Below are 26614 nucleotides of genomic sequence, written 5' to 3'. Positions count from 1 at the left end.
ACTACTCAGGGCGAACCAACGGGAACAGGATGGTTTCCCGAATTCCGAGGCCGGTCAGGGCCATCAACAGGCGGTCGATTCCCATTCCCATACCGCCCGCCGGCGGCATTCCGTACTCCATCGCCCGGAGAAAGTCCTCGTCGAGACGCATCGCCTCGTCGTCGCCGCGGGCGGCGAGCTGCGCCTGGGCCAGCAGCCGCTCGCGCTGCACCACAGGGTCGACCAACTCGGAGTACGCGGTGCCCAGTTCGAAGCCGAGGACGTAGAGGTCCCACTTCTCCGCCAGGCCCGGCTCGCTGCGGTGTGCCCGGGTCAGTGGGCTGGTCTCCTCCGGGTAGTCCCGCACGAAGGTGGGCGCCTCCAGGCCGGGTACGACCAGTTCCTCGAACAGTTCCTCGGCCAGCTTGCCCGGACCCCACTTCGGGTCCACGGCCAATCCCACCTTGTCGGCGTACTCCACGAGGCGGGACCGTTCGGTGCGGACCGTGACCTCCTCGCCGAGCGCTTCGGAAAGGACTCCGAACAGTGTCACCGAGCGCCACTCCCCGCCGAGGTCGAACTCGCGTCCGTCGGCGTGGGTCACCACCGTCGACCCGCCGACCGCGATCGCCGCCTGCTGCACGAGATTGCGCGTCAACTCGGCCATCGTGTCGTAGTCGCCGTACGCCTCGTACGTCTCCAGCATCGCGAACTCCGGCGAGTGCGAAGAGTCGACACCCTCATTACGGAAGTTGCGGTTGATCTCGAAGACGCGGTCGACGCCGCCGACCACTGCGCGCTTGAGAAACAGTTCCGGGGCGATTCGCAGATACAGATCGGTGCTCAACGCATTGCTGTGGGTCACGAACGGTCGGGCCGCCGCTCCACCGTGCAACAGTTGCAGCATCGGAGTTTCCACCTCGATGAAACCCTGCCCGTGCAGTGAATCGCGGAGGCTGCGTACGGCTGCGGCACGGGTGCGGACCATCTGCCGGGCCTGCGGCCGGACGATCAGGTCGACGTAACGCTGCCGGACCCGCGCCTCCTCGGAGAGCGGCTTGTGGGCCACCGGCAGCGGGCGCAGCGCCTTGGCGGTCATCTCCCAGCTGTCGGCAAGCACTGACAGCTCGCCCCGGCGGCTGGTGATCACCTCGCCGGTCACGCCGACGTGGTCGCCGAGGTCGACCAGGCGCTTCCACGCCTCCAGCCGCTCCGGCCCGACCCGGTCCAGGGAGAGCATCGCCTGCAACTCGGTGCCGTCACCGTCGCGCAGGGTGGCGAAGCAGAGCTTGCCGGTGTTGCGTACGAAGATCACCCGGCCGGTGACGGAGGCCTGGTCGCCGGTCGCGGTGTCGGTCGCCAGGTCGGCGTACTTCGCGCGGATCTCGGCGAGCGTGCTGGTGCGGGGAAAACCGATCGGGTACGGCTCGACGCCCTCGGCGAGCATCCGGTCCCGCTTCTCCCGGCGGACCTTCATCTGCTCCGGAAGGTCGTCGGCGGGGTCCACTGGCACGGCGTTCTGCTCGCTCACGGCACGCTTCCTCGTCACGAAGACTACTGGGGGTCAGGCCCGAGCGTACTCAAGCGCTCAGGTGCCCGTTACCGGATAGCCTGCCCGCCATGGCGGATCACACTCAGGCACTCTCGTTCGGTATGGCCGCAGCCGACTACGACCGGTTCCGGCCCCGCTATCCGATCGAAGCCGTGCGGTGGGCGCTGGACGGGCTCAGCGGCTCCGCCCGGGTCGTCGACCTGGGTGCGGGAACCGGCATCCTCACGCGCAGGGTGCTCGCACTCGGCCACCGGGTGACCCCTGTCGAGCCGGACCCGGAGATGCGCGCCCGGCTGGACGCCGCCACGCCGGGCAGCACCGCGTTGGCCGGCGGCGCCGAGTCGGTGCCGCTGCCCGACGGATCCGCCGACGCCGTGGTGGTGGGGCAGGCGTACCACTGGTTCGACAGGGAGCGGGCGCACGCCGAGATCGCGCGGGTGCTGCGACCGGGCGGGACGTTCGCCCCCATCTGGAACCTCCGGGACGATCAGGTGGGCTGGGTCGCCGAACTGGGACGGATCGCCCGTCTGGGGGACAACGCCGGCGACGTGATCGAGAGGTACACCGACTTCGGCTCCGCCTTCGGGGCGATCGAGCTGGGCGAGTTCACCCACCGCGCCACGCTCACGCCGGATGAGATAGTCGCCATGCTGCACACCCGCTCGTACTGGCTCACCGCCCCGGCGGAACAGCGGGCGGCGATCGACGAGGAGCTGCGAGCACTCTTCGCCACCCATCCGGACCTGGTCGGGCGCGCGACAGTCGACCTGCCGTACCGCACGATGGTCCTGCGCGCCCGGCGGCGCTGACGCCCGGCGGGGTCAGCGGTTGCGGTCGTAGACCATCCGCAGGCCGATCAGGGTGATCATCGGCTCGTGGTGGGTGATGCTGCGGCACTCGTTGATCACCAGGGAGGCGAGGCCACCGGTGGCGATAACGGCTTTCACCTCGCCCAGTTCCTCGGTCATCCGCTCGACGATCCGGTCCACCTGCCCGGCGAAGCCGAAGTACAGGCCGGACTGGAGGCACTCGACGGTGTTCTTGCCGATCACCGAGCGGGGCTTGGTCGCCTCGACCTTGCGCAGCTGGGCGGCCCGGGCTGCCAGCGCGTCGAAGGAGATCTCGATGCCCGGGGCGAACGCCCCACCGAGGAACTCGCCCCGACCGCTGATCACGTCGAAGTTGGTGGTCGTGCCGAAGTCCACGACGATCGACGGCCCCCCGTAGAGGGTGTACGCGGCGAGCGTGTTCACCACCCGGTCGGCGCCCACCTCCTTCGGGTTGTCGATCGCCAACTGCACGCCCGTCCGTACTCCGGGCTCGACGATCACGCTCGGCACGTCGGCGTAGTAGCGGCCGAGCATGGTCCGCAGCGACCGCAGAGCGGCCGGCACCGTGGAGCAGGCGGCCACACCGGTGATCTCGACGTTGTCCCCGGCGAGCAGACCCCGGAACTTCAGGCCCAGCTCGTCCGCCGTCGAGCGGGCATCGGTCTTGATCCGCCAGGAGTGCACCAGCTTGTCACCGTCGAAGGTCGCCAGCACGGTGTTTGTGTTTCCGATGTCGATGCAGAGCAGCACGCACGCAGCCTAGACAACTACTCGGAGCGCAGGTCCAGCGCGATGTCCAGGATCGGCGACGAATGTGTGAGCGCACCTACCGAGAGGAAGTCCACGCCGGTGGCCGCGTACCGGCCAGCCACCTCCAGCGTGAGCCCGCCGGTGGCCTCCAGCTCCGCCCGGTCGCCCACGGCGGCCACCGCCTCGGCCAGCGCCTCCGGCGTCATGTTGTCGCAGAGCAGGAAGTCCGCGCCGGCCTCCACAGCCTCCAGAGCCTCGGCGACGCATGTCACCTCGACCTGCACCGGCACCTCCGGGAACGCCTCCCGCACCCGCCGGTACGCGGCGGTGATGCTCCCGGCGGCCAGCTTGTGGTTGTCCTTGATCATGGCGACGTCGTAGAGGCCCATCCGCTTGTTGGTGCCCCCGCCGGCCCGCACCGCGTACTTCTCCAGCGCCCGCAGGCCCGGCGTCGTCTTGCGGGTGTCCAGGACCATCGCCTTGGTGCCCGCCAGGGCGTCCGCCCAGGCGCGGGTGTGGGTGGCCACCCCGGACATCCGGCAGAGCAGGTTGAGCGCCGTCCGCTCGGCCGTCAACAGCAGCCGGGTCGGGCCGGTCACCGTCGCCAGCACGTCGCCGCGCGCCACCCGCTCACCGTCGCGGGCCAGCTCCGACACCTCGACGGTACGCCCGAACGCGCTCACCTCGCCGACCAGCTCGAACACCGCGGTGGCCACGGCCAGCCCGGCCAGCACACCGTCCGCTCGCGCCACCAGGTCGGCCGTGTCGCTCTGCTCAGCCGGGATCGTCGCCACGCTCGTGACGTCGAGGAAATCCGGTCCCAGGTCCTCCACGAGCGCGTTCTCGATCACCTGCCGCACCTGCGCCGGATCCAGTCCGGCCGCCCGCAACGCCGCCTGCGTCGACTCCGTCATTTCCGTCTCCATTCGCGACTGCGGGGCTCGCAAACTCGGCTCACTCCTCGCGCTCACTGCCGCCCCTCCCATTGCTGCGTCAACCCGCCCTGCCTCCCGACCGACCCGACCAGGTGGCCCAGCCACCGCTCGTCGACAGTCGGGAAGTCCTCCCGCCAGTGACATCCCCGCGTCTCGGCGCGCGCGTACGCGGCGGCCACCAGCGCCGACGCCACAGTGAGCAGGTTCGTCGCCTCCCAGTCGGCGGTCCTCGACCAACCACGGGCGGTGCCCAACTCGGTAAGCGTCCCCGCCGTGCCGGTCAGCGTCGCGGCCGAGCGGAGCACCCCGGCGCCCCGCGTCATGGCCCGTTGCAGGGTCGGCGTCGCTTCGGCCGGCAGCAGCCAGCCCGCACTGCCGCGCCACGCGCCGACGTTCGCCGGTTGCGCCTGCTCGGGTAGCCCGGCGGCGATGTCGTCGGCGATCCGCCGGGAGAAGACCAGCCCCTCCAGCAGCGAGTTGCTGGCCAGGCGGTTGGCACCGTGCACACCGGTGCAGGCGACCTCGCCGCAGGCGTACAGGCCGGGGATGGAGGTGCGACCGCGCAGGTCCGTGCGGACGCCGCCGGAGGCGTAGTGCGCGGCCGGCGCGACAGGGATCAGGTCGGTGGCCGGGTCCACGCCGATCGCCAGGCAGGACGCAACGATTGTCGGGAACCGGCTGGCCAGGAAAGCCCCGCCCAGGTGCCGGGCGTCGAGGAAGACATGGTCGGCGCCGCTGGCCAGCAGCACCCGGTGGATGCCCTTGGCCACGACGTCGCGGGGAGCCAACTCGGCCAGTTCGTGCTGGCCCACCATGAACCGCTTGCCGTCGGAGTCCACCAGGTGCGCGCCCTCGCCGCGCAACGCCTCGGAGACCAGCGGCTGCTGCGCGTGGCCGGCGCCGGGCACCCCCGCGCCGGGCGGGGTGATCAGGGCGGTCGGGTGGAACTGGACGAACTCGATGTCGGTGACCGCCGCGCCGGCCCGCATCGCCAACGCCACCCCGTCACCCGTGGACACGGCCGGGTTGGTGGTGGCCGCGAAGACCTGCCCCATTCCGCCGGTGGCGAGCACCACCGCCCGGGCCAGCAGCGCGCCGACACCGTCCTCGCTGCCCTCGCCCAGCACGTGCAGGGTGATCCCACAGGCCGGGCCGAGGCCGTCCGGGCCGTCGCCGGGCGCCCGCAGCAGGTCCAGCACCAGGGCGTGCTCCACCAGTCGGATCCACGGGTCGCGCTGCACCGCCGCGTGCAACGCCCTCTGCACCTCGGCGCCCGTCGCGTCGCCACCGGCGTGCACGATCCGGTCCGCCCGGTGCCCACCCTCACGGGTCAGCATCAGCGAGCCGTCCGGGTGGCGGTCGAATTCGGCGCCGATCCGCATCAGCTCCCGCAGCCGGGTCGGACCCTCCTCGACAAGCGCCCGGACCGCCGCCGGGTCGCAGAGCCCCACCCCGGCGATCTCGGTGTCCCGGGCGTGCGCCGCCGGGGTGTCGGCCGGGTCGAGCACGGCGGCGATGCCACCCTGCGCCCACCGCGTCGAACCGTCATCAATGTTGACCTTGGTCACGACCGTGACGTGCAGACCCGCCTCGCGCAGGTGCAGTGCGGCGGTCAACCCGGCCACCCCGGAACCCACCACGATCACGTCGGTGGTCTCCACCCAGCCGGGCGCGGGCGCGGCAAGCAACGGCGGCAGGGCCGGCAGATCGACGGTCGGAAAATCCATCCCCCCAGTCAACCCGAACCATCCTCGTCCGGGGGCGACGGGGGCGGGACAAGTGGTTTGGGCTACCCCGTCCGGCGGTCGCCCCGCCGCGCCGACCGGCCCCGCTTGTCACTTCGTCCGGACCGGCAGGCCGGCAGCGCCCGCGCCGCGCAGTGAGGCGGTCACCGTACGGTCGCTGAGCCACAGGTAGCAGCGGACGCCTCGATCACCGACCCGCCAACGGCCAGCACCCGGTGGCCGCACCACCACGCCGCTGCGAAACCGCAGGTCGGCGTCGTCCGGAACGCCGACGTACCGGCCGAGGATGCTGCGGCAACCGTCGTAGAGCGGCACCCAGTCGGCGTCCCGGGTCGGGTACGGCCGGTCCGGTGCACGCCACACCCCGACGAACTCGGCATCGTGCTGCTTGCCGCACTCCACCGGGACCAGGGTCTGCACACCTCTGCCCGCGCCGCCACGGGTCTGCTGGCAGCCCAACCGCAGCCCGGAGGGCGCCTTCAGCGCGTCCCGCAGACTGCCCGACCGGACCACCACGGTGGCCGCCGCCTCGACAGTGGTCAACTCGGTGAGGTCACATCGGAACCAACGGGAGCCGGCCGCCCAACCCGGCCCGGACGGCAGCGCCACCGACAACCGCAGCCGCCCGGCCCGCCAGTCGTCGCCCACGTACGCGGAGGCCCTGGTGTCGCACTCGGCGAACGCGCCGCGCAACTCGGTCGACCCGTTGGCCGGGACGGCGGCCCGCTCGACCGGAAACGCCCCCACATGCGCGGTCTCCACCCGGTGCGGGCCGGCGCAGTCGATCGGCTGGTAGCTGGCCAGGGTGACCACCTCGGTGAAGTCGGCGGCCTGGCACACACCGGCGGCCGGCGTGAACGCCGTGGCCGGCGGCAACGCCGCCCAGTCGTCGGTCAGGTCACCGTCCAGGTCACCGGACGCACCGCAGCCGACCAGCAGCACCGCCGCGACGACAGAGGCGAGCACAGGCGTCATGGCACGGCGCATCGCGGCCTCCCCCAGCACCGACCGTCTTCCGACGGCGTGCCAAGGGTAACCGGAAATGACCTTCCGGTGACAGACCGGAATCGCGTCGCGTGGGGTCAGACGCCGGACACGGCTAGCGGGCTGGGCACCGGGTCGCCGGCCGTGCCCGGGGCCACCGCAGCCGGGTCGGCACCCAACTCGATCACCCGGTTGTCGGCGTCCACGTGCACGACCCGGGGCCGGTACGACCGGGCCTCGGCGTCGTCCATCTGCCCGTACGAGATCAGGATGACCAGGTCACCGGGGTGCACGAGGTGGGCGGCGGCACCATTGATACCGATCACGCCGCTGCCCCGCTCACCCGGGATCACGTACGTTTCCAGCCGGGCGCCGTTCGTGATGTCCACGATCGCGACCTGCTCGCCGGGGAGCAGGTCGGCGGCGTCGAGCAGGTCCTCGTCCACCGTCACCGAGCCGACGTAGTGCAGGTCCGCCTGGGTCACAGTGGCTCGGTGGATCTTCGACTTGAGCATGGTCCGCAGCATCGGGGCTGGCCTTTCGAAAGGTGGTGGAGGGGTGCGGCCGGGTCAGGAGCGAGGGGCGAGGTGGACGGCCGCGTTGTCGATCAACCGGGTGCTTCCCACCCAGGCGGCGATCACCAGTCGCGCCGGCCCGGACACTGGCCCCGGCTCCAGCTCGGGATCGGTGAGCACCAGGTAGTCGAGCTGAGCGCCGGGCGTACCGGCACCGAACGCGGCGTGCGCGGCGGTAAGCACCGCCCCCGCGTCCAGGCCGTCGTCGGCGGCCCGGGCACCGGCACGCAGCGCGGCGGACAGGCTCAGCGCCGCAGCCCGCTCGGGCTCGCTCAGGTAGCGGTTGCGGCTGGACAGCGCCAGGCCGTCCGGCTCCCGCACGGTCGGTACGCCGACCACCTCGACCGGCACGTCCAGATCCCGCGTCATCCGCCGGACCAGGGTGAGCTGCTGATAGTCCTTCTCACCGAAGAACGTCAGGTCGGGCCGGGTGAGCTGGAGCAGCTTGAGCACCACGGTGAGCACACCGTGGAAGAAGCCGGGACGACTGGCGCCCTCCAGCTCCGCGCCGAGCGGCCCCGGATCGAGGCGCACCCGGGGCTGACCGTCCGGGTACATGTCCGCCACCGACGGGGCGAACACCAGATCGGCCCCCGCCCGCCGGCACACCTCCAGGTCAGTGTCGAGGGTGCGCGGATAGCGGTCGAAGTCCTCGTTCGGCCCGAACTGCAGCGGGTTCACGAAGATCGTCACCAGCACGTGGTCGGCCCGTTCCCGGGCGGCCCGCAGCAGCGTCTCGTGCCCGGAGTGCAGGGCACCCATGGTCATCACCACGCCGACGGTGCCCTTCAGCGCGGCCCGCGCCTCGGCCAGCTCGGCCCGCGTGTGCACAAGCTGCGTCATGCCGCCACCTCCCGATCGCTGTCGGCCAGCACGCCCAGCAGCGACTGCGCGTCCACAGGCCGCAGCCGGCCTGCGGCGATCGCCCGATCGGCGGTACGCCGGGCCAAAGCCAGGTAGGCCGGGACGGACTCCGGTGCGGTGGCCGCCAACCGGGCCAGATGCCGCTCGACAGTGCCGGCGTCGCCCCGGGAGACCGGGCCCGTCAGGGCGTCGTCACCGAGCCGCAGCGCGTTCTCCAGGGCTGCCCGCAGCAGCGGGGCGAGCACCTTCTCCGGCCGGGACACCCCGGCGTCACGCAGCCGGTCGGCCGCCTCGTTCACAAGGGTCACCAGGTGGTTCGCACCGTGTGCCAGCGCGGCGTGATAGAGCGGGCGGTCCGTCTCGGCCACCCACTCGGGCACGCCACCAAGGTCGGCCACCAGCCGGGCAGCCAACGGGCGCAGCTCGGCCGGGGCGGTCACCCCGTACGAGATGCCGGCCAGGCGGGCCAGGTCGTCAGGCGTACCGGTGAAGGTCATTGCCGGGTGCAGGGCGAGCAGGCGGGCGCCGACCGCGGCGGCCGGGGCCAGCACGGCCAGCCCGTGCGCGCCGGAGGTGTGCGCGACCACCTGGCCCGGGCGCAGCGCGCCCCGCTCGGCGAGGTCGGCGACCACCCCGGCCAACGCGTCGTCCGGCACGGCGATCACCAGCAGGTCGGCGGCGGCGTGCGCGACGGCGGCGGCCGGGCGGCGGGGCACCTCGGGCAGCAGCAGGGCGAGCCGGGCGCGACTGGCACCTGATTCACCCGTGACGGCTGCCACCCGGTGCCCGGCTGCGGCGAGGGCCGCGCCCAGCACGGCACCGACCCGGCCGGCGCCGACGACGCCAACGGTCAGCAGGCGGGATGTGGCGGGGGCGCCGGTGACGGCGCGATCCCACGGCACGGCGGGCCCAAGCTGGGCGGCCGGACGCGGGCGCAACGGTGCGCTCATGGCGACGATCCAGTCCTCGAGAAGGGGTACCGGTCGATCGCAAGTATGCTCCCGCGCCGCAGAACCCAAACAGGATGTGTGAAAACGTTCACCGCCTCAGGTCGTAGGGTCGGCACGGTGACGCACCCTGACCCCGGAGTGAACTGATGTCGATCCGCTGGCGGGACGCCATGGACAGGGCCCTCTACGGGCCGGGCGGCTTCTTCGTCTCCGGCACCGGCCCGGCCGACCACTTCCGCACCAGCGTGCACGCCTCCCCGGCGTTCGCAGCCGCTCTGCTGCGCCTTCTCTCGCAGGTCGACGCTGCTCTCGGCCACCCTGCTCGGCTCTCCGTGGTCGACGTCGGCGCCGGGCGGGGAGAACTGCTGCTCACCCTGCAGAGGCTCGTCGAGGCCGTCGGGGTTGCGGTGGGGGTTTCCGGGGAGCCCACCCACTCCGGGCGGTCAGGCTTGATCCCTGCGTGGGCGGGCTCCCCGGAAACCCTGACTTCCACGGCCTCCGCCCGCCGGTCACCCGGCGATCCGTCATTCGCCGCTGCTCGTACGTCTCTCGCGGAGCGGGTGCGGTTCACGGCTGTCGAGTTGGCACCTCGACCCGAGCACCTGCCTGAAGAGATCGAGTGGGTGTCCGAGATTCCGGCGGGGATAACCGGACTGTTGATCGCTACCGAGTGGTTGGACAACGTTCCGCTCGACGTGGCGGCGCTCACCGGGGATGGCTGGCGATACGTGCTGGTCGACCCGGACAGCGGCGCCGAGACGGTTGGTGAGCTGGTCAGCACTGCTGATCTTGAGTGGCTGACAACGTGGTGGCCCCTGCCCTCGGACCCACCGTCATCAGGTGCGGACAGCGACCCGGATCCGGCCTCGACCTGGACCGACGCGACAAGCGGAAGCGAGTCGGGTTTCCGGCCAGCCCGGCCGGCGCAGGGATCAAGCCTGACCGCCCGGAGCCGGCCGGGCTGCCCGGAAACCCCCAACGGCAACGCACGCGCAGAGATAGGTAGGAGCAGGGACGAAGCCTGGGCGGCAGCGGTGCAGAAGATCGAACGTGGGCTCGCGGTCGCTGTCGACTACGGGCACCTGCGGGAGAGCAGGCCGGTGGACGGGACGTTGACCGGGTATCGAGGTGGGCGGCAGGTGCCTCCGGTGCCGGACGGGTCGAGCGATGTGACAGCGCACGTGGCAATGGACTCCGTCGCATCCGCTGGCGCGGCTGTGGCTCTGTGCGCGTACTCCCTGGTCTCGCAGTCCGAGGCGCTGCGGGCGCTCGGGGCCGACGGCGGCCGACCGCCGCTGAGCCTGGCCGGCACCGACCCGGCAGGGTACGTGCGGGCGCTGGCCGCCGCGTCGGCGGTGGCCGAGCTGACCGACCCGGCCGGACTCGGCGGGCACTTGTGGCTGCGCCAACCGGTCGGCATCGAGCTCGCGCCGGCCGTGGCACGATGACGGGCATGACCACCGACGCCGGGGACCTCCGTGAACTGACCGTCGGCACCGGGGCCGGCCTGGTCGCCGGGACCGGCGGTGAACAACTCGGTACCGACATGGTGCTGAACATCGGCCCGCAACACCCGTCGACGCACGGCGTGCTGCGGCTCAAGCTGGTGCTGGACGGCGAACGGGTGATCGCCTGCGAACCGATCGTCGGCTACATGCACCGGGGGGCCGAGAAGCTCTTCGAGGTCCGCGACTACCGGCAGATCATCGTGCTTGCCAACAGGCACGACTGGCTTTCGGCGTTCTCCAACGAGCTGGGCGTTGTGCTCGCTGTGGAACGCCTCATGGGCATGGAGGTGCCGGAGCGCGCCACCTGGCTGCGGATGGCCCTCGCCGAGCTGAACCGGGTGCTCAACCACCTGATGTTCCTCGGCTCCTACCCGCTGGAGATCGGCGCGATCACGCCGATGTTCTACGCCTTCCGGGAACGGGAGACCATCCAGGCGGTGATGGAGGAGGTCTCTGGCGGCCGGATCCACTACATGTTCAACAGGGTGGGCGGCCTCAAGGAAGAGGTGCCCTACGGCTGGACCGGGCGGGCACGGGCGGCCATCGGCGAGGTACGTCGACGACTGCCCGACCTGGACAACCTGATCCGACGCAACGAGATCTTCCTGGCCCGCACAGTGGGCGTGGGAGTGCTGTCCGCAGCCGACGCCGCCGCGTTCGGCGCGTCCGGCCCGGTGGCCAGGGCCTCCGGGCTCGACCTGGACCTCCGCCGCGACGACCCCTACCTGGCCTACGACGAGCTGGACGTGCCGGTGGTGACGAAGACCGCCGGGGACTGCCACGCCCGCTTCGAGGTGCTGCTCGACCAGGTGTACGCGTCGCTGGACCTCGCCGAGCAGTGCCTGGCCCGGGTGGACCAGCTCACCGGGCCGATCAACACCCGGCTGCCAAAGGTGCTGAAGGCTCCGGAGGGCCACACGTACGCGTGGACCGAGAACCCGCTCGGCATCAACGGCTACTACCTGGTGTCCCGGGGTGAGAAGACGCCGTGGCGGTTGAAGTTGCGCACCGCGTCGTACGCCAACGTGCAGGCGCTCGCCACCCTGCTCCCCGGCTGCCTCGTGCCGGATCTGATCGCGATCCTCGGCTCGATGTTCTTTGTGGTCGGCGACATCGACAAGTGACCCGGCGGCCGTTGTGGCTGCTTGCGGTTGCGGAGTCAGCGCCAGCGGTCGGTGACCGGGGCGCCACCTGCGCGTGGCACGTCGTCCTGCGGCGGGTAGCCGTACCGCTCGTCGACCCGCCGCCGACCGGCCCGCTCGGGTGCGGGTTCCGGCTCGTGGCCACGCTGGCGGGGCGGGCGCCACTCGTCCGGGACGGGCACCCCACCTGCCGGCAGCGCCGCCCGTCCCGCCGGCTCGCCCCGGCGCGGGTCGTCCTGCCGGCGCGGGTCGTCCTGCCAGCGTGAGTCGTCGGACCAGCGTGAGTCGTCCGGCCGGCGTGGGTCCTCGCGACGGCTCGGGTCCTCGTGGCGGACGGAGGCCCAGCGGTCGGCCATCCGGTACTCGGTGCCCGTACCGTCTGCGTGCACCTCGGCCCGGCGCTCGCCGACGTGCAGCTCACGGCCGTGCTCGTCGTCGCGGACGGCCGCCCACCGATCGCCGGCACGCAACTGCGACCAGTACTCGCCGGTGTCGTCAGCCCGCAGGGGAGGACCGGACTGCGGTGCCGCGGCACCGGCCCGGCCCGGCTGGGGGGACTGCGTCCAGCCACTGTCGTCGCGCTGCGACCGGGCACTCCAGGCGGGTTCCTCCGGCTGGGCGTAGGCGTCGCGCGGATCGGTCCACTGCGGCTCGTCGCGGCGGGGAGCCGCCTCCGGGGCCGGTCCCCAGCCGTCCCGTACGCCCGGTCGGGCCGGCTCACCACGGGTCACCGGCTGCCCACCCCAGGAACGGTCGTCGGCGGGACGGGCGTGGTCGTCCGCGTTCCAGGCGGCCGGGGCGGCACGGGGGCGGTCGTCGTCGTACGCGGGCCGGGGGTTCTCCTGGTCGCCCCACGAGTGCTCGGCCGACCGTGCACGCCCCTGCGCGCCGCCACCGCCCCGGGTCCATTCCTGCGCCGGCGGGGTCCACTGGCCTGCGTACCCGCTGCCGTAGCGGCCGTCCGGCTCGGCCTGCCCGCCGTCGACAACTGTGTGCCGGGTGGTGACGTGGACCGTCTCGGTGTGCCGGACCACACCGACCGGCCGGGGCGCCGGCTCGAGGCGTTCATGCTCGCGGGGGCGGTCATGCTCGCGGGGGCCGGGGACCGAGCCGTACCCGGTGCGCGGCTCTGCCCCGTGCCGGCCGGCGGCGGGCTGCTCGGGGCCGGCGTCCGCGGCGGCGCGGCTGCGGTACGCGGGCTCGTCGTCGTCGGGGCGCTCCTGGCCGCCCCAGCGGGCGGGGGCGTCGTCCGCTACCGAAACCCGGGCCCGAGCGGCCGGCGCGTCGGCGGGAACCGAGGCCCGGCTGCGGGCGGGCGGTGCCTGGTCGACGGGGTCGGCGGCAGGCACCCGCGCACGGCCCGCGCCTGCGGGTTCGGCCGCCGGGGTGGCACCGGCTAGGGCGGCACCCGTGGCGTCGAGGCGACGGCGGACCGCAGCGACGCCCTCCTGCGCACGCTGCGCCTGGTCGAGAGCCTGGTTGCCGCGCTGGGCGGCGGCGACGATCTCGGCGCGTAGTTCCCGCCGGACCTCCTCGATCTCGTCCAGCAACTCGTCGGCCCGCGCCGAGGCGCCAGCGTTGTCCGGCCGCAACGCGATGGAGAGACCGATCAACACCACGGCCAGGATGGCGAGTACCGCCGCGAAGCGCAGAGGACCGTTACCGTCGGCGACCAGCAGGATCAGCGCAGCCAGCGGGGCGAGGCCCACGCCGGCCCAGAAGAGCACGGTCAGCAGCAGCGGTTGACGCCGGGCGTCGGAGGTGGCCGGGGCTGACATGGATGTGCAGCCTACCGACGATTTCCACCAGATGGAACGGGCCCTACCGGACGGAGAACGCCCCCGGCCCGAGTGGGACGGGGGCGTCGCCGGCACGCCGTAAGTGCGTCAGCTGGTGGCGAAGGCACCGTCCGACGAGAAGATCAGACCAACGCTGATCTTGCCCTCACGCAGCGCGTTCTTGGTCAGCGGACCGCCCTGGTCCAGCGAGGAGAACGAGCCCACCGAGAGCCCGTACGTCTTCTCCAGGCCCGGCTTGCAGAACGGACGCTGCTGGCACTCCGGCGGGCCACCCAGCACAGTGGCGTTGCCCGAGCACTTCGTGGCGAACTCGGAGAGGGTCCGCACGCCGTACTTGTCGGCGAACGCCTGGGTCACCGCGAAGGCGTTCTGGTCCTGCGCGGCGGCCGGTGCACCGAACGTGAGGCCCACCTTGTCACCCTCGGCCTTGAGCGCCGTCACCGTGGCGTTGATGTCGGGCGAGGAGACCGGCTGGGCGTTCGGGCCGTTGGCCTTGGTGTTGAGGAACTCGGCCATCGTCGCCGCGTACTCCGGGACGACCTGGACCTCGCCCTTCTCCAACGCCGGCTCGTAGAGCTCCCGGTTACCGATCTGCTGCACCTTGACCTGGTAGCCGGCCGCGGTGAGCGCGACGCGGTACAGCTCGCCCAGGATCTGGCTCTCACTGAAGTTAGCGGCGCCGACCACGATCTCGCCGCCCGGGCCCTTGGCGATGCCCGCGGTGATGTTGTTCGCGGCGGCGAACTCCTCCGCAGCGACCTTGGGAGTCTTGCGGTCGACGTCGACGGCCTTGTTGAGCTGGACCAGCTTCGGAGTGTCGAGCGCCGCGGAGACCTTGTCCAGAGCGGCGATCAGCTCCGGGGTGGCCACCTTGGTGTTGACCGCCGGAATGACGTTGTCGGAGTTCTGGAGCTTCTTGTCGTCCTCCAGCGCCACGAGCTGCTGGCCGGCGACCGGGGCGCACCCTGCGCCGGACGCGCTCGTCTGCGGCGCGTCGGTGCCGGACGAACCGGCATCACCGCAGCCGGTGAGGAGCGCTGCTCCGGCGACGGCGCCGATCGCGCCCATCGCCAGACGTGTACGTGCGCGCATGTGCCCGCCTTCCGTGTCCCGGCGCGACCCGTCCCGGGCCGGCCGCGTGTCCGACGGGCGATCCTGACTGTCGGCCGCCCGCGACTATCCACCCAACATGGTCCGCAACCGACCGACAACCTGAAATGGGCATCGTCACCGCATCGTCACCGAACGTCCCGCCGGCGGTCGCCGCTTCGCCTTCTGCTCACTCGGACGGGCCACCGGCAAGCGGGCGTCAGGCGCGGCCGGTGGCGTCGGCAGGCAGGGGCCGACCGGCGCGCTGCCGCCCACGCCGCAGCGGGCGTGGGGTGACCAGCCGTTCGACGATGCCGAGGAGCAACTCGGCAAGCAACGCGAGCCCGGCCACCAGCACACCACCGGCCAGGATCTGACCTCCGCCGGCCGCGATGCTCAGCCCGAACCCGGTGCGGATGATCTCGCCGAGGCCGCCACCGTTGACGAACGACGCCAGCGCCGCCGTGGCGATCACCTGCACGGCGGCGGTGCGGAAGCCTGCGGCCAGGTACGGCACCGCCAGCGGCAACTCCACCCGACGCAGCACCTGCCCGCCGGACAGACCCATTCCGCGGGCCGCGTCGCGCGCCTCGGCGTCCGCCTGACGTATGCCGGTGTAGGCGTTTGCCAGCAGCGGCGGGACCGCGAAGACGGCCAACGCCACAACCACGGGTGTACGGCCGAAGCCGAGGAACGTCAGCGGCAGGATGGTCAGAAGCGCCAGGGTGGGGATGGCCAGTGTGGCGTTGGACACCAGCACCACGAGGCCGCCGCCCCGCCCGGCGTGCCCGAGCCACAGGCCGACAGGCCAGGCCACCAGGCAGCCGAGCGCCACCGCCAGGGCGGAGATCGTCAGGTGCTCGCCGAGCCGGTCCAGGATGCCGCCGGGGTTGGTCCAGTTCAGCGGGTCGTTGAGCCAGAGCACCGCCTGGCGTACCGGGTTGGCCGCGGCGCTCACCGGGCACCCCGGGCGGACCAGGGGGTGACGAGCCGGCCGATGAGCACCAGCAGCAGGTCCAGCAGCACCGCGAGCGCCACGCAGAGCACCGTGCCGGTCATGATCTCGGCTTTGTAGAGGTTGTTCTGGAAGCCCGCGAATATCAGTTGGCCGAGGCCGCCATGCCCCACCAGCACCCCGACGGTGACCAGCGCGACAGTCGAGACGGTGGCCAGCCGCAGCCCGGTCAGGATGCCCGGGATCGCCAGCGGCAGATCGATCCGGAAAAGCCGCCGCCACCGGCCGTAGCCCATGCCCTCGGCGGCCTCGCGGACCTCAGGTGGCACCTGGTTGAGTCCGGCCACCACGTTGCGGACGATCAGCAGCAACGCGTACAGGACCAGGCCGACGAGCACTGTCGTGGTGCCGGTGCCCAGGTACGGCGCGATGAACGCGAACAGCGCGAGCGACGGGATGGTGTAGATCACGCCGGTGATGCCGAGGATCGGGCCGGCCAGCGGGCGCACCCAGTACGCGAGCACCGACAACGGGAGGGCGATCAGCACCGCGATAAGCACCGCGCGCCCGGTGAGGGAGGCGTGTTCACGCAAGGCGGCGACGATCGTGTCAGAGTTGTCCCGCACGTACTGCCAGGAGAACCAGGGGTTACCCGGGTCTGCCCGGTAGCTCAGGCGGAAGGACATACGTGGACGTTACCCCGGAGGCCCCCGGCGTGGCCGGCTCCCCTCGCGCGGCATCGATCTCCCTGCAGGGCATCCAGAAGCGCTACCCGAACGGCACCGAAGCCGTCCGTGAGCTCAGCCTGGAGGTCAAGGCTGGCGAACTGGTGGTGCTCATCGGGCCGTCCGGCTGCGGCAAGTCGACAGTCCTCCGCATGATCAACCGCCTGATCGAGCCGACCGCAGGGCGGATCATGCTCGGCGACGAGGACGTCACGGACGTCGACCCGGTGCGGCTGCGCCGCCGCATCGGCTACGTGATCCAGAACGTCGGCCTCTTTCCACACCAGACGGTACGCGCGAACGTGGCCACGGTGCCGGGCCTGCTCCGCTGGTCCCGCGAGCGGACCCGGACCCGGGTCGACGAGTTGCTGGACCTGGTCGGGTTGGACCCGGCCCAGTTCGGCGGTCGCTACCCGCACGAGCTGTCGGGTGGTCAGCGGCAGCGGGTCGGCGTGGCCCGCGCGCTCGCCGCCGACCCGGTGGTGCTGCTGATGGACGAACCGTTCTCGGCAGTGGACCCGATCGTCCGGGCCCGACTGCAGGAGGAGTTCCTCCGCCTCCAGGCCGAGGTCCGCAAGACGATCGTGCTTGTCACCCACGACCTTGACGAGGCCGTACGGCTCGGCGACCGGATCGCGGTGCTCTCCGAGGGCGGGCAACTGGAGCAGTACGACACGCCCGCCGCCCTGCTCGGCGCACCTGCCACCCCGTTCGTCAGCGAGTTCGTCGGCGCCGACCGGGGCATCCGCCGGCTGGCGGTCACCCAGCTCGACAGGGGTGCGTTGGAGCCGGTGCCCGGCGACGCCGACACCGATCTGCCCACCGTGCCACTGGACGGCACCGCGTACGACGCGCTGGCGGTGCTGCTCACCTCGGGACGGGACCACCTCGTGGTGACCGACGGCGGCCGACCGGTCGGCGCGCTCAGCCGGCAGCGTCTGCTCGACCTCGGCCGCCCGACGAGCTGACCCGCAGCGGCGCACTGCCGCAGCGACCGCCGGTCGGGTCAGGCACGACCACCGAGGCTGGCGGTGCCGATGATCCAGCCGGTGAGGAAGCCGTAGCCGGCACCCACGCTGGCGCCCTGCAACGCGCCGAGCATCGACGGGTCCGGGCCGAGCAGCGCCGCCAGCACGGCGGCGAGTCCACCGGCGAGCACGTACGCGGCCCAGCCGGAGAAGAACTGGCTGATCGAGCCCGGCACGCGGGCGACCTGCGCGGCGGGCAGCAGATACAGCAGCGCCACGGCGAGGATCACCAGTAGGACGGCCCGCAGGTTGGCGGCGAACAACCCGCCGGCCTGCCCGTCGGCGTCCACCGACCAGGCCGGCCACGCGAGGAGGCGGAGGTAGTAGCCGCCGGCCGAGTCCGGGCTGTTGAGCGTGTCGGCGGCCCAACCTGTGTACGCAGGGCTGCCGCAGATGCCGACAAGCAGCAGGACGGCGAGCGCCCCGGTGCCTGCGGCCGTCCCGTACCGGCTGACCGGGCCGGAGCGGCTGACGAGCCCTCTCATCCGCCCAGGCCCGGAACCTGCCGGTCGGGTGGACCTGGGCTGCACCGAGCGGCTCAGTGCTTCATCAGGTAGTCGATGAAGGCGGCCCGCAGCAGCGGCGCCGACTCCTCGTAGCCGTGCCCGGTCAGCTCCCGCCACAGCGCGTTCGCCTCGTCGATGGTCGGGCCGATCGAGTTCGGTGCGCCGTCCAGCACCGTGGCCTCGTCCGCGTTCGGCAGGTGTCGCAGCACCGACCAGAAGAAACCCACGTCGCGACGCTCCCGGGCCAGGGCGAACGCCCGTTCCCGTAGTTCCTCGGTGGACAACGCGTCGAGTTCTTCGAACGAGGATCCGCCTGCGGTGGCGGCAGGTGTGTCGGTCATGCCGCCGAGCCTAACGGTCGAGATCAGCTTCGGCTCGACGGACGGCGTGGCTCACCTGTCGTCGGTGTCCCAGCGGCGCGGGCCGTCCTCCCAGCGCGGATCCCGCCACGGGTCGACAGGTTGCGGCGCGGGTGGCGTCGGCAACGTCGGGGGCCAGTTGTCGGCCGGCTGTGACCGGGCCATCGTCCAGCCCGTGCTGATCGTGCCGTCGCCGACCGGCTCGAGCTTGTCGACGTTGCCCGGCCGGGGCCGCCCGAACGTCTCGACAAGCCTTGTCACCACAAGTCCGACGCCGAACGCCACGCCGCCGACCGCCCAGAGGCTCACGGTCCAGCCACGCTCCGGCGCGTACGCCAGGAAGACGGTGACAAGGCTGACGGCAAGCACGGTGCCGAACACCCCACCCCGGCGGCCGTACGCGCTGGTGCCGCCCAGCAGGGACACCCCGACCGCCAGCAGGGTCCAGTCCAGTCCGGAATCGGGTGTCACAGGCCCCGGGTTGTTGGCGGCCAGCAGCGTGCCGGCGAGCGCGGCCAGCACGGTGGAGCAGACCAGCGCGAACGCGGTGATCACGGCGGCCAGCGCGCCCCGGCGGCGGGCCGGATCGGCGACCGGCCGGTAGCGGCCGACCAGCTTGCGGATCGACCGGATCGCACCGAACACCCCGCCGAGGACCGCGACGGCGGCGAAGCCCGCGAACAGGTAGCCGGCCGACCGTGTGGGCTCGTAGTCCCCCTGCACCAGCACCGGTGCCGAACGACGTTCGATGTACACCACCACGGCGGCGGCCCCCGCCAGGCTCGCCGCCCAACCGGGTACCTGCAACACCACAACGGCAAGCGCCAGGACGAGCCCACCCAGCGCGGCGACCACGGCGGCTGACCCCACTGACGCCGTCAGGCCCCGGTCGCCCTGCTCCGCGTAGTGCAGCGCGGCGGCCACCGCCACCGGACCCACTGCCAGGTTCGGGGCAGCGGTACGCAGGCTCAGACCGGCGGATAGAGCGAGCAGGCCGAGCCCGACCGCGTTGACAAGCAGGGTGCGCAGGGCCGCGCCCCGCAACACGTCCGGGTCGGCCCGCCAGAGCAGCCAGCCCAGGGCTGCCAGGCCGGCCAGCAACAGGAACTCCCAACCCACGTGCACGCCGAGGCGGTCCCGGCCGGGCTCACCGTGCGCGGGGTCGTCGAAAACGTTCTCCAGGACGGCTGCGGGAACCCCGGATGAGGGTTCGACCGGCCGGTCCCGGCCCGATTCTTCGTACGCCATGGCGCCGCCTCCCCAGTGGCCGGCCGTCCTCGGTCCCGCGCACGGACGGATCGGCGGCGGCCATTGCTCTCCGATCGCAGGCACCGTACCCGCGCCCGGAGCCGGGCGTAACCCCTCGGCTCAGCGCTGGTTTGGGTGACTCTCGCGCTGGTCGGGCTCGTGGTCGTCGTCCGGCCGCTTCGGTACCCGGCAGGAACGCTCCAGCCAGAGCGCGGCACCGACCAGCGCCAACGACGCCAGCATTCCGCCCGCTGCGGCCGGGCGATCCTCCGTGGCGGCTCGGGTGTTCTCGACGAAGAGCCATCCGGTGAGGCCCGCGTAGAAGCCGGCGAAGATGGCGCCGGCCAGCGCCGACGCCTTCGCCAGCACCACGAACCGGGCGACCAGCAACGGGTTGACCGGATCCCGGCCAGGCTTACGGTCGATGCGACCCCGGGTGTTGACGGCGGCATACGCCTCCAGCACCGCGAGCGCGGCAAGTGTCACCACCGGCAGCCAGGGCAGTTCGGGGATGCTGCTGTAGTAGAAGGAGCTGATCAACAGCCAGGCCACCGCCGCCGCAGCCAGGGCCGCCACGACCAGTGTCGAGATGCGGGTGGGGCCCATCCGTGACCGGTCCTGGCCGGGCCCGCCCGGTGGTGGGGTCTTCGCCTGCGTCATGCCGGCCGGCTCCACTCGGTCATGCCGTCGACTCTAACGCCAGTTCCGGCCGGGGGCGCAGTTCCAGCGCGTCGTCGGCGACGGGACCGGCGGTGAGCAGGTCTGTCAGCCAGCCGTGACCGGGCAGCCGCCCGTACGGCTGGATGTCGATCCACGGCCGCAGCACGAACGCGCGCAGGTGCGCCCGGGGGTGCGGCAGGGTCAGGTCCTCGTCGTCGCTGAGCACCGGTTCGCCGTCGTCGTCCCAGACCGCGATCACGTCCACGTCGAGGGTGCGCGGCCCGAACCGCCGCTGCGGGTCACGGACCCGGCCTGCCGCGCGCTCCGCGGCCCGCGCCCGCTCCAGCCAGTCGCGCGCTGTGGCGGCGTCGTCCTCGGCCAGCAGCACCGCGTTGAGGTACGCGGGCTGGTCGGCGTCTCCCCACGGCGGAGTCTCGTACACGCCGGACACCACCAGCACCGCGTCGCCGAGCGCGGCGACGGCCGTGCGCAGGTGGTCGAGCCGGTCACCCAGGTTGCTGCCGAGAGAGAGCACTGCCCGGGTCACGGGGTACGTCTCCGGGTCATGGTGACGGCCACGTCGGTGAACGTGTGCGGCACCGGCGCCTCCGGCTTGTGCACGGTGACCGTGGCGGTGGTGACCCGCTCGTCGGCCAGGCAGACCGCGAGCAGCCGGTCCGCGAGTGTCTCGATCAGGTTGACCGGCTCACCGGTCACCACCGCGACCAGCCGCTCGGCCAACTCGCCGTAGTGGACCGTCGCGGCGACGTCATCACTGGCGGCTGCCGGGGCCAGGTCCAACTCCAGGACGGCGTCGACCACGAAGTCCTGGCCCTGCGCCCGCTCGAAGTCGTACACCCCGTGCCGGCCCCGCGCCCGCAGGCCGGTCAGCTGGATGCGGTCGCTCATCACTTCCCCTCTCGCCGGCCGGCCATCCGACCGGTCGGTGCCACGGCGGCACGTGGGCTCCGCCGAACCCGCTCATTCGGGCCGCCCGTGGCTGGTCTGTGTCGCGACGAGTCGCGGGCGGCCGGTGGCGGCCCAGACGGCCAGCGCGTCGGCGGTGGCCCGCACGTCGTGCACTCGTACTCCCCAGGCGCCCGCCGCAACCGCCAGCACGCTTGTGGCGACGGTGGCCGCCTCCCGCTGCGCGGTGGGTCGCGGCGTGCCGTCCCCGGCGGCGAGCAGCCGTCCGAGGTACGACTTGCGGCTGGCACCGAATAGCAGCGGGTACCCGAGCTCCAGCAGCTCCGGCAGGCGGGCGCTGAGTTCCCAGTTGTGGGTGGCCGTCTTGGCGAAGCCGAGGCCGGGGTCGACGACGATGCGGTCCGCCGCCACCCCCGCGGCGAGCGCCTCGTCGATCCGCTTGCCCAACTCGGCACGGACGTCGGCAACCACGTCGGTGTAGCTGGCCAGCTCGCGCATCTGTCGTGAGTGGCCACGCCAGTGCATAAGCACCCAGGGGCAGCCGGCGTCCCGGACCACCCGGGCCATGTCGGGGTCGGCCAACCCTCCGGAGACGTCGTTGACCACCGCCGCGCCGGCTTCCAACGCGGCCTCGGCCACCCGGGCGCGGCTGGTGTCGATGCTGACCGACACGCCGGCGGCGACCAGCTCACGGATGACCGGCAGAACCCGGTCGGCCTCGGTCGCCGCGTCGATCCGCTCGGCACCTGGGCGTGTCGACTCGCCGCCGATGTCGACCAGGTGCGCTCCGGCGTCGCGCAGACGGACGCCATGTCCGACAGCCGCGTCGAGGTCGGCGTACCGTCCGCCGTCGGAGAAGGAGTCCGGCGTGACGTTGAGGACGCCCATCACCACCGGGCCCGGAGCCCGTACCAGATCGGTCACGACTAGACGGTACCGGTCGCGGCGGCGGTGCCCTCCGGCCCGGGTGATCCCCCGAACCACCACCCCTGACGTGCGCATTGGAACAGGTGTACGATCGGTCGTCCGGGCAGAATCAGGCAGCCCCTTCGCGCTTGTCGCAATCCGGGGCGGCCCGTACGCTTTGGAATTGGCCAGCATCGAGATGGCGAAGCCTGGAGGGAGGGCCGAAGCGGGGAAAAACCGCCCAAAGCTCGCCACTCTCCGTGGTGAGTAACGAACACAGGGTCGAGTTCGCTGCGCCCTGTGAGCACATTTCCCGCAGGCTTGGCTACTGCACCGCCGCGGCACGGCCGGCCGCGATATGGGGAGGTTCCAGTGATCGCCTTTGAGCTCATGGAGACGGCGTCGTCCGGCGTCGCCCACGCGCTCTCCACCCTGGCGTCGGCTCCGCTCGCCGAGCCGGCACCGAAGGGGATCGACACCAACGGTGTGGTCACCTTCTTCGCCAGCAAGATCGCGCCGATCCTGCTCGCCGTGCTGGGCGTCATCTTCATCGGCCGCGCCAGCCGTGGCGAGATATCCAAGGTGCTGACGAGCTCCGCCATCGCCATCGTCGGGCTGGCCTTCATCGCAGGCGCAGCCACGCTGTTCTTCGTCGGCGATTACCTGATCGATCTGATCTTCGAATAGGCGCGTTCACCAAATGCGGCTGCGCACCGACGACGACATCTACCGGGCCCGCCTGGTCTACCTCGGGCCGCCCGGCTACACCCTTCCGGTCCACCTGCCCTACGCCCAGTACGGGCTGTTCATGCTGCTCGTCCCCCTCTACATGTTCATCCACTGGCTGTTCACGCTGACGGTCGAGCTCTTCCCGGCCTGGGAGATCGCGCTCGCCATCGTGACCACGTCGTTCATCTTCCGGCACGTCGACCCAGATCGGCCGGCGCGAGTGGTCATCCGCACCGCGCTCACCGACTGGCGACGTACCCGGGAGCCGGCGGTCGAGCAGCGTGACCCACGCCTGGTCGGCAGCCGGATCAGGATCCGGGAGGAGCTGGCATGACCGGGCGTACGCCGATGGGTTTGTCACACGTTGTGGGTGAGGCTGCCGCATGAGTCGCTCTTCCACGCCGGGTTCCCCGGCCGGCCGCCCGGCCGTGCCGGCTGGTCACCGTACGCAGTCATTCGACTACACCGACGCCGAGGACGAGGTGGCGCTCGATCCTGCGCTGGTGACCTCCCCTGGTCACGGGGCGGTCGGTGTTTTCCAGGCTCCCCGGCCGGTCACCCGCCGTACGCCACCCGCCGAGCCCGCCGAGGTGTCGGCCGGCGAGAACGCCGACATCGACTCACCGTTCCTGGATCTCTTCGGCGCGGCCCGGCCCGGTGCGGCGCGGGCCGTGACGGCCGGCCCCGCCGTTCGGGAGCAGCCGGCGGTTCCGCAGCAGCCCGCCGCCCTGGGGCCAGCGCCCACCCGACCGGCTCAGAGGGTGCCCGACCGCGCACCCGATCTGGAAGCACCGTGGACCCCCGAGGACGAGCCCGACGGCCGTCCGGTCGAGCCACGGCGCGAAGATGCCGGCGCGGCGCGGCGCGGGGCTGCCGCTGAGGCGCGGCGTGGAGATGCCGTCGAAGCGCGGCGCGGCGCGGCCGGCCCGGCCGTCGAGTCCCGGGTGCCGCACCAGGCCGGCGACCGGCTGCCCATGCTTCGCCCACCGAACGAGCCCGCGCCGGCCACGGGGCACACGCCGGCCCCGACCAGCGCGACAGGTGCCGCCATTCCGACCGCCGGGTCGACGGCACCGTCCGACCGACCAGCAGGCCCATCGAAGCGGGCGACGGCAGCGGGCCCGGCCGTCACTGCCGATCGGCCAGCACTGGAGCGATCCAGGCGGCGCACCCCCGAACCCGACGCGGAGCGACCCGGATCCGTCGGCACCGAGCCGGCCGGCCGGGAGGTCGCCACGCCCCGACGCCGCGCCGCGAACCGCCCGGACCAGCCGATCCGACCGACGCGCGTCCGCGCACCAAAGATCAAGTTCGGCGACCGGGATCCGTCGGTCGAGCTGGCCATCACCGAGATCGCCGGCCACCTGACCTTCACCCCCAACACGGTCACCGCCTGGTATTGGCTGCCCGAGGTCCGCTGGGCCTTCCGCCCCGACGCCGAACGGGAAGCACTGCTGTCGGCGATCTCCGAGCAGTACGCCGGTCTGGCCGGCTTCCGGCTGCACCTACGCCGCACCACCCGGCCCTTCCCCGCCGACGAGTGGGCGCGCACCATCGACGCGCACACCCCCGCGCCGCTCGCCGACGTGCCCGGCACCACCGGCTGGGCCGACCACCTGGTAGCCGCCCAACGGCACCTCATGGCGGTCAACCACGCCGAGGGGCAGACCTACCTGGGCGTCACCTTCGCCCGGCGCTCACTCGGCGACTCGCTCACCGAGCGGCTGCTGCGCACGTTCGGCCGGGGCACCGCCGAGGGCGAACGCCGCAAGCTGGGCCGTACCGTCGAACAGTTCGACGAGGTGCTCGGCGCGTTCGGCATGCGCGGCCGACGGGTCACCGCCCAGGAGCTGGAGTGGCTGCTCTACCGCTCGGTCGCGCTGTGCATGGCGCCCCCGGGCCGGCTCTCCCCGGTGACCGACGGGCACTGGGAACGCGGCGACCTGCTCGCCCTCACCGAGCAGGTCGAGCGCTACCGCACCCCGTACGGCTCGACTCTCAAGCTGGTCAACCGGATGACCGGCGAGGAACGACACGTCGCGGTGCTCGCCGTCGGTCGGATGGAACCGCTGGAGATCCCCGAACGGCACGAGCCCTGGCTGCACTTCCACGAGCGGCTGCCCTGGCCCATGGAGATCTCCACGCGGGTCGACATCCTCGGCTCCGGCGACTCGTTCCGTAATCTCGAACACCGACTGCGGATGATCCGCTCTCAGCAGCTCGACTACGCCGAGCACGGCATCGACGCGCCCCCCGAGCTGGAACGGCTCGCCAAGCGGGCGCTGGTGATCGGCGACGAGATGACCACCGGGCTGCCCGTCGACTCGGCACGCGCCCACGGCTGGCACCGGATCGCCGTCGGCGGCCGGACCAGGGAGGAATGCCTGGAGCGGGCCCGCCGGCTCATCCAGCTCTACTCCCGCGAGCTGCGCATCTCGCTCCAGCACCCGAAGAACCAGGACTGGCTGGCCCGCGAGTTCATCCCCGGCGAGCCGATCGCCAACACCGGCTACGTCCGCCGGATGCCGGTCCCGCTACTCGCCGCCGCACTCCCGCAGGCCGCGTCCAACGTGGGCGACAGGCGCGGCGACCTGATCGGCCGGACCGCCGGCACCTGCCGCCGCCCTGTCTTCCTCGACCTGCACTTCCCCATGGAGGTCCGCGAACGCTCCGGGCTCGCGGTCTTCGTGGCCGAACCAGGTGGTGGTAAGTCGACCCTGCTCGGCGCCCTGGGTTATCTGGCCGCCCGCCGGGGCGTCCAGGTGACCCTGCTCGACCCGTCCGGGCCACTGGCTCGGCTCTGCGCCATGCCCGAGCTGCGGCCGTACTCCCGGGTGTTGAACCTGACCGGTTCGGAGCACGGCACCCTGGCGCCCTACTCGCTCATCCCCACGCCCCTGCGCAGCGAGTTCGCCGCCGGGGCCGCCGGTGACCGGGAGTTCGAGATCGCGGTCTCCAACGCCCGCGCCGAGCGGCGGATGCTCGTCCAGGACATCTGCATGATGTTGGTGCCGCCGCAGGTGGCCCGGGAGGCGTCGACCGCCACCCTGTTCCGGCACGCGGTCCGGCAGGTCCCCGCCGAGGAGACGTCCACCCTGGACGACGTGGTGAGCTGCCTCGGCCGGCTCGACGACGATGCCGGCAAGGAACTGGCCAACCTCCTGCTGGACACCGCCGAGATGCCGTTGGCCATGCTCTTCTTCGGCAGGCCACCGGAGGGCCTGCTCGGTGCCGACGCGGCGCTCACGGTCATCACAATGGCCGGGCTACGACTGCCCGATCTCAAGATCGAACGCGAGTACTGGTCGGCCGAGGAGGCACTCGCCCTGCCGATGCTGCACACCGCGCACCGGCTCGCCGTCCGCCGCTGCTACGGCGGGTCGATGTCGTCGCGCAAACTCGTCGGTCTCGACGAGGCGCACTTCATGGAGGGCTGGCGCTCCGGGCGTTCATTCCTCGTCCGGCTCGCCCGCGACTCCCGCAAGTGGAACCTCGCCGCGCTCGTCGCCTCGCAGAACCCCCGCGACATCCTCGGCCTCGACGTGCAGAACCTCGTCTCCACCGTCTTCGTCGGCCGGATCGCCGAGGACGCCGAGATCGCCTCCGAGGCGCTGCGGCTGCTACGGGTACCGGTCAACGACGGGTACGAGGCCACCCTCGCCTCGCTCTCCGCCGCCGACACCAACTCGGCCAGCCGGCTCGGCTTCCGCGAGTTCGTGATGCGCGACGTCGACGGCCGCGTGCAGAAGGTCCGGGTCGACGTCTCGTACGTCGACGGCCTGCTGGAACACCTCGACACGACGCCCGCCGCGATCGCCGCGGCGGCCGGAGTGCTCCCGAGCATCCCCCTGCCGGACCTGGAGGCGTGA

26 protein-coding genes are annotated in these 26614 nt (G+C 72.2%); 7 read left to right on the top strand and 19 right to left on the bottom strand.

All coding sequences use genetic code 11. The annotated features are described in order from the left end of the window. Nucleotide 1 precedes the first annotated feature (1 nt). A complete protein-coding gene (gene lysS, locus ACLQ23_RS07040; RefSeq protein ID WP_355590033.1) occupies nt 2–1510 on the bottom strand; it encodes a lysine--tRNA ligase in 1509 nt (502 codons plus the stop codon). 89 nt (nt 1511–1599) lie between these two features. On the opposite strand from lysS, the gene ACLQ23_RS07035 reads away from it, so the two are divergent. Then, entirely contained in the window at nt 1600–2340 is a 741-nt protein-coding gene (locus ACLQ23_RS07035) for a class I SAM-dependent methyltransferase (RefSeq protein WP_355590036.1), read from the top strand. A gap of 12 nt (nt 2341–2352) precedes the next feature. Here the strand turns inward: ACLQ23_RS07035 and ACLQ23_RS07030 are convergent, their stop codons facing one another. The 7 genes from ACLQ23_RS07030 to ACLQ23_RS07000 form a co-directional block, all read right to left on the bottom strand. Then, the gene (locus tag ACLQ23_RS07030; protein ID WP_355590039.1) at nt 2353–3111 is read right to left on the bottom strand and encodes a type III pantothenate kinase; all 759 of its coding nucleotides are present in this window, start codon (nt 3109–3111) and stop codon (nt 2353–2355) included. A gap of 17 nt (nt 3112–3128) precedes the next feature. Then, the gene (gene nadC / locus ACLQ23_RS07025; RefSeq protein ID WP_425735061.1) at nt 3129–4025 is read right to left on the bottom strand and encodes a carboxylating nicotinate-nucleotide diphosphorylase; all 897 of its coding nucleotides are present in this window, start codon (nt 4023–4025) and stop codon (nt 3129–3131) included. Nucleotides 4026–4078: 53 nt separating this feature from the next. Further along, complete coding sequence (locus tag ACLQ23_RS07020) at nt 4079–5773, bottom strand: L-aspartate oxidase (RefSeq protein WP_425880454.1); 1695 nt, start codon at nt 5771–5773, stop codon at nt 4079–4081. Between the two features lie 108 nt (nt 5774–5881). Further along, nucleotides 5882–6766 carry a septum formation family protein gene (locus ACLQ23_RS07015; protein ID WP_425735145.1) on the bottom strand — a complete coding sequence of 295 codons (885 nt, stop codon included), beginning with the start codon at nt 6764–6766 and terminating at the stop codon, nt 5882–5884. A gap of 107 nt (nt 6767–6873) precedes the next feature. Then, nucleotides 6874–7302, bottom strand: coding sequence for an aspartate 1-decarboxylase (panD, locus tag ACLQ23_RS07010; RefSeq protein WP_355590051.1), 429 nt, complete (start codon nt 7300–7302; stop codon nt 6874–6876). 42 nt (nt 7303–7344) lie between these two features. Further along, the gene (panC, locus tag ACLQ23_RS07005; RefSeq protein ID WP_355590054.1) at nt 7345–8193 is read right to left on the bottom strand and encodes a pantoate--beta-alanine ligase; all 849 of its coding nucleotides are present in this window, start codon (nt 8191–8193) and stop codon (nt 7345–7347) included. Next, nucleotides 8190–9164 carry a Rossmann-like and DUF2520 domain-containing protein gene (locus ACLQ23_RS07000; RefSeq protein WP_355590057.1) on the bottom strand — a complete coding sequence of 325 codons (975 nt, stop codon included), beginning with the start codon at nt 9162–9164 and terminating at the stop codon, nt 8190–8192. The genes panC and ACLQ23_RS07000 overlap by 4 nt, the downstream gene beginning before the upstream one ends. A gap of 146 nt (nt 9165–9310) precedes the next feature. Here ACLQ23_RS07000 and ACLQ23_RS06995 point away from each other — a divergent pair, with 146 nt between their 5' ends. After that, entirely contained in the window at nt 9311–10612 is a 1302-nt protein-coding gene (locus ACLQ23_RS06995; RefSeq protein WP_355590060.1) for an SAM-dependent methyltransferase, read from the top strand. Then, a complete protein-coding gene (locus tag ACLQ23_RS06990; RefSeq protein WP_355627857.1) occupies nt 10609–11796 on the top strand; it encodes an NADH-quinone oxidoreductase subunit D in 1188 nt (395 codons plus the stop codon). Before ACLQ23_RS06995 ends, ACLQ23_RS06990 begins: the two co-directional genes overlap by 4 nt. 35 nt (nt 11797–11831) lie before the next feature. Here ACLQ23_RS06990 and ACLQ23_RS06985 read toward each other — a convergent pair whose 3' ends face one another. From ACLQ23_RS06985 to ACLQ23_RS06970, 4 genes are all read right to left on the bottom strand, one after another. After that, on the bottom strand, nt 11832–13592 hold the full coding sequence (locus tag ACLQ23_RS06985; protein WP_355627860.1) for a hypothetical protein: 1761 nt from the start codon (nt 13590–13592) through the stop codon (nt 11832–11834). Between the two features lie 108 nt (nt 13593–13700). Next, nucleotides 13701–14705, bottom strand: coding sequence for a glycine betaine ABC transporter substrate-binding protein (locus ACLQ23_RS06980; RefSeq protein WP_425880453.1), 1005 nt, complete (start codon nt 14703–14705; stop codon nt 13701–13703). Nucleotides 14706–14922: 217 nt separating this feature from the next. Continuing rightward, the gene (locus ACLQ23_RS06975) at nt 14923–15660 is read right to left on the bottom strand and encodes an ABC transporter permease (protein WP_355590069.1); all 738 of its coding nucleotides are present in this window, start codon (nt 15658–15660) and stop codon (nt 14923–14925) included. Then, nucleotides 15657–16343 carry an ABC transporter permease gene (locus ACLQ23_RS06970; RefSeq protein WP_355590072.1) on the bottom strand — a complete coding sequence of 229 codons (687 nt, stop codon included), beginning with the start codon at nt 16341–16343 and terminating at the stop codon, nt 15657–15659. Before ACLQ23_RS06970 ends, ACLQ23_RS06975 begins: the two co-directional genes overlap by 4 nt. 2 nt (nt 16344–16345) lie before the next feature. Here ACLQ23_RS06970 and ACLQ23_RS06965 point away from each other — a divergent pair, with 2 nt between their 5' ends. Further along, complete coding sequence (locus ACLQ23_RS06965) at nt 16346–17350, top strand: ABC transporter ATP-binding protein (RefSeq protein ID WP_425880452.1); 1005 nt, start codon at nt 16346–16348, stop codon at nt 17348–17350. A gap of 38 nt (nt 17351–17388) precedes the next feature. On the opposite strand, the gene ACLQ23_RS06960 is transcribed toward ACLQ23_RS06965, so the two are convergent. The 7 genes from ACLQ23_RS06960 to folP form a co-directional block, all read right to left on the bottom strand. After that, nucleotides 17389–17895 (bottom strand): hypothetical protein, encoded by a 507-nt coding sequence (locus ACLQ23_RS06960; RefSeq protein WP_355590078.1) that lies wholly within the window; start codon nt 17893–17895, stop codon nt 17389–17391. 53 nt (nt 17896–17948) lie between these two features. Then, entirely contained in the window at nt 17949–18257 is a 309-nt protein-coding gene (locus ACLQ23_RS06955; RefSeq protein WP_053654772.1) for a hypothetical protein, read from the bottom strand. A 51-nt stretch (nt 18258–18308) separates the two neighbouring features. After that, on the bottom strand, nt 18309–19523 hold the full coding sequence (locus ACLQ23_RS06950) for an ABC transporter permease (RefSeq protein WP_355590081.1): 1215 nt from the start codon (nt 19521–19523) through the stop codon (nt 18309–18311). Between the two features lie 120 nt (nt 19524–19643). After that, nucleotides 19644–20183, bottom strand: coding sequence for a DUF3180 domain-containing protein (locus ACLQ23_RS06945; RefSeq protein ID WP_355590084.1), 540 nt, complete (start codon nt 20181–20183; stop codon nt 19644–19646). Nucleotides 20184–20202: 19 nt separating this feature from the next. Further along, nucleotides 20203–20730 carry a 2-amino-4-hydroxy-6-hydroxymethyldihydropteridine diphosphokinase gene (folK, locus tag ACLQ23_RS06940; protein ID WP_425735056.1) on the bottom strand — a complete coding sequence of 176 codons (528 nt, stop codon included), beginning with the start codon at nt 20728–20730 and terminating at the stop codon, nt 20203–20205. Further along, nucleotides 20727–21092, bottom strand: a complete 366-nt coding sequence (gene folB, locus ACLQ23_RS06935; protein WP_355590090.1) for a dihydroneopterin aldolase — start codon at nt 21090–21092, stop codon at nt 20727–20729. The genes folK and folB overlap by 4 nt, the downstream gene beginning before the upstream one ends. A gap of 72 nt (nt 21093–21164) precedes the next feature. Next, on the bottom strand, nt 21165–22034 hold the full coding sequence (gene folP / locus ACLQ23_RS06930; RefSeq protein WP_355627867.1) for a dihydropteroate synthase: 870 nt from the start codon (nt 22032–22034) through the stop codon (nt 21165–21167). Nucleotides 22035–22388: 354 nt separating this feature from the next. On the opposite strand from folP, the gene ACLQ23_RS06925 reads away from it, so the two are divergent. Genes ACLQ23_RS06925 through ACLQ23_RS06915 form a run of 3 tightly spaced genes read left to right on the top strand, consistent with a single transcriptional unit; the run spans nt 22389 to nt 26614 of the window. After that, nucleotides 22389–22703 carry a hypothetical protein gene (locus tag ACLQ23_RS06925; RefSeq protein WP_053654780.1) on the top strand — a complete coding sequence of 105 codons (315 nt, stop codon included), beginning with the start codon at nt 22389–22391 and terminating at the stop codon, nt 22701–22703. 13 nt (nt 22704–22716) lie between these two features. Further along, on the top strand, nt 22717–23079 hold the full coding sequence (locus ACLQ23_RS06920) for a hypothetical protein (RefSeq protein ID WP_053654782.1): 363 nt from the start codon (nt 22717–22719) through the stop codon (nt 23077–23079). Between the two features lie 49 nt (nt 23080–23128). Continuing rightward, entirely contained in the window at nt 23129–26614 is a 3486-nt protein-coding gene (locus tag ACLQ23_RS06915; RefSeq protein WP_355627870.1) for an ATP-binding protein, read from the top strand.

Source organism: Micromonospora sp. DT41 (assembly GCF_049841715.1).
Lineage (GTDB): Bacteria > Actinomycetota > Actinomycetes > Mycobacteriales > Micromonosporaceae > Micromonospora > Micromonospora profundi.
Note: the sequence above shows the minus strand (reverse complement) of the source record. Positions and strands in the feature narration are given on the sequence as shown.

Excerpts from the sequence above, each read along its gene's own strand:
- ACLQ23_RS07035 (WP_355590036.1), top strand. The coding sequence starts at position 1,600 with ATGGCGGATCACACTCAGGCACTCTCGTTCGGTATGGCCGCAGCCGAC.
- nadC (WP_425735061.1), bottom strand. The coding sequence starts at position 4,025 with ATGACGGAGTCGACGCAGGCGGCGTTGCGGGCGGCCGGACTGGATCCG.
- ACLQ23_RS07020 (WP_425880454.1), bottom strand. The coding sequence starts at position 5,773 with ATGGATTTTCCGACCGTCGATCTGCCGGCCCTGCCGCCGTTGCTTGCC.
- ACLQ23_RS07015 (WP_425735145.1), bottom strand. The coding sequence starts at position 6,766 with ATGACGCCTGTGCTCGCCTCTGTCGTCGCGGCGGTGCTGCTGGTCGGC.
- panD (WP_355590051.1), bottom strand. The coding sequence starts at position 7,302 with ATGCTGCGGACCATGCTCAAGTCGAAGATCCACCGAGCCACTGTGACC.
- panC (WP_355590054.1), bottom strand. The coding sequence starts at position 8,193 with ATGACGCAGCTTGTGCACACGCGGGCCGAGCTGGCCGAGGCGCGGGCC.
- ACLQ23_RS07000 (WP_355590057.1), bottom strand. The coding sequence starts at position 9,164 with ATGAGCGCACCGTTGCGCCCGCGTCCGGCCGCCCAGCTTGGGCCCGCC.
- ACLQ23_RS06995 (WP_355590060.1), top strand. The coding sequence starts at position 9,311 with ATGTCGATCCGCTGGCGGGACGCCATGGACAGGGCCCTCTACGGGCCG.
- ACLQ23_RS06990 (WP_355627857.1), top strand. The coding sequence starts at position 10,609 with ATGACGGGCATGACCACCGACGCCGGGGACCTCCGTGAACTGACCGTC.
- ACLQ23_RS06985 (WP_355627860.1), bottom strand. The coding sequence starts at position 13,592 with ATGTCAGCCCCGGCCACCTCCGACGCCCGGCGTCAACCGCTGCTGCTG.
- ACLQ23_RS06980 (WP_425880453.1), bottom strand. The coding sequence starts at position 14,705 with ATGCGCGCACGTACACGTCTGGCGATGGGCGCGATCGGCGCCGTCGCC.
- ACLQ23_RS06970 (WP_355590072.1), bottom strand. The coding sequence starts at position 16,343 with ATGTCCTTCCGCCTGAGCTACCGGGCAGACCCGGGTAACCCCTGGTTC.
- ACLQ23_RS06960 (WP_355590078.1), bottom strand. The coding sequence starts at position 17,895 with ATGAGAGGGCTCGTCAGCCGCTCCGGCCCGGTCAGCCGGTACGGGACG.
- ACLQ23_RS06955 (WP_053654772.1), bottom strand. The coding sequence starts at position 18,257 with ATGACCGACACACCTGCCGCCACCGCAGGCGGATCCTCGTTCGAAGAA.
- ACLQ23_RS06950 (WP_355590081.1), bottom strand. The coding sequence starts at position 19,523 with ATGGCGTACGAAGAATCGGGCCGGGACCGGCCGGTCGAACCCTCATCC.
- ACLQ23_RS06945 (WP_355590084.1), bottom strand. The coding sequence starts at position 20,183 with ATGACGCAGGCGAAGACCCCACCACCGGGCGGGCCCGGCCAGGACCGG.
- folB (WP_355590090.1), bottom strand. The coding sequence starts at position 21,092 with ATGAGCGACCGCATCCAGCTGACCGGCCTGCGGGCGCGGGGCCGGCAC.
- ACLQ23_RS06920 (WP_053654782.1), top strand. The coding sequence starts at position 22,717 with ATGCGGCTGCGCACCGACGACGACATCTACCGGGCCCGCCTGGTCTAC.
- ACLQ23_RS06915 (WP_355627870.1), top strand. The coding sequence starts at position 23,129 with ATGAGTCGCTCTTCCACGCCGGGTTCCCCGGCCGGCCGCCCGGCCGTG.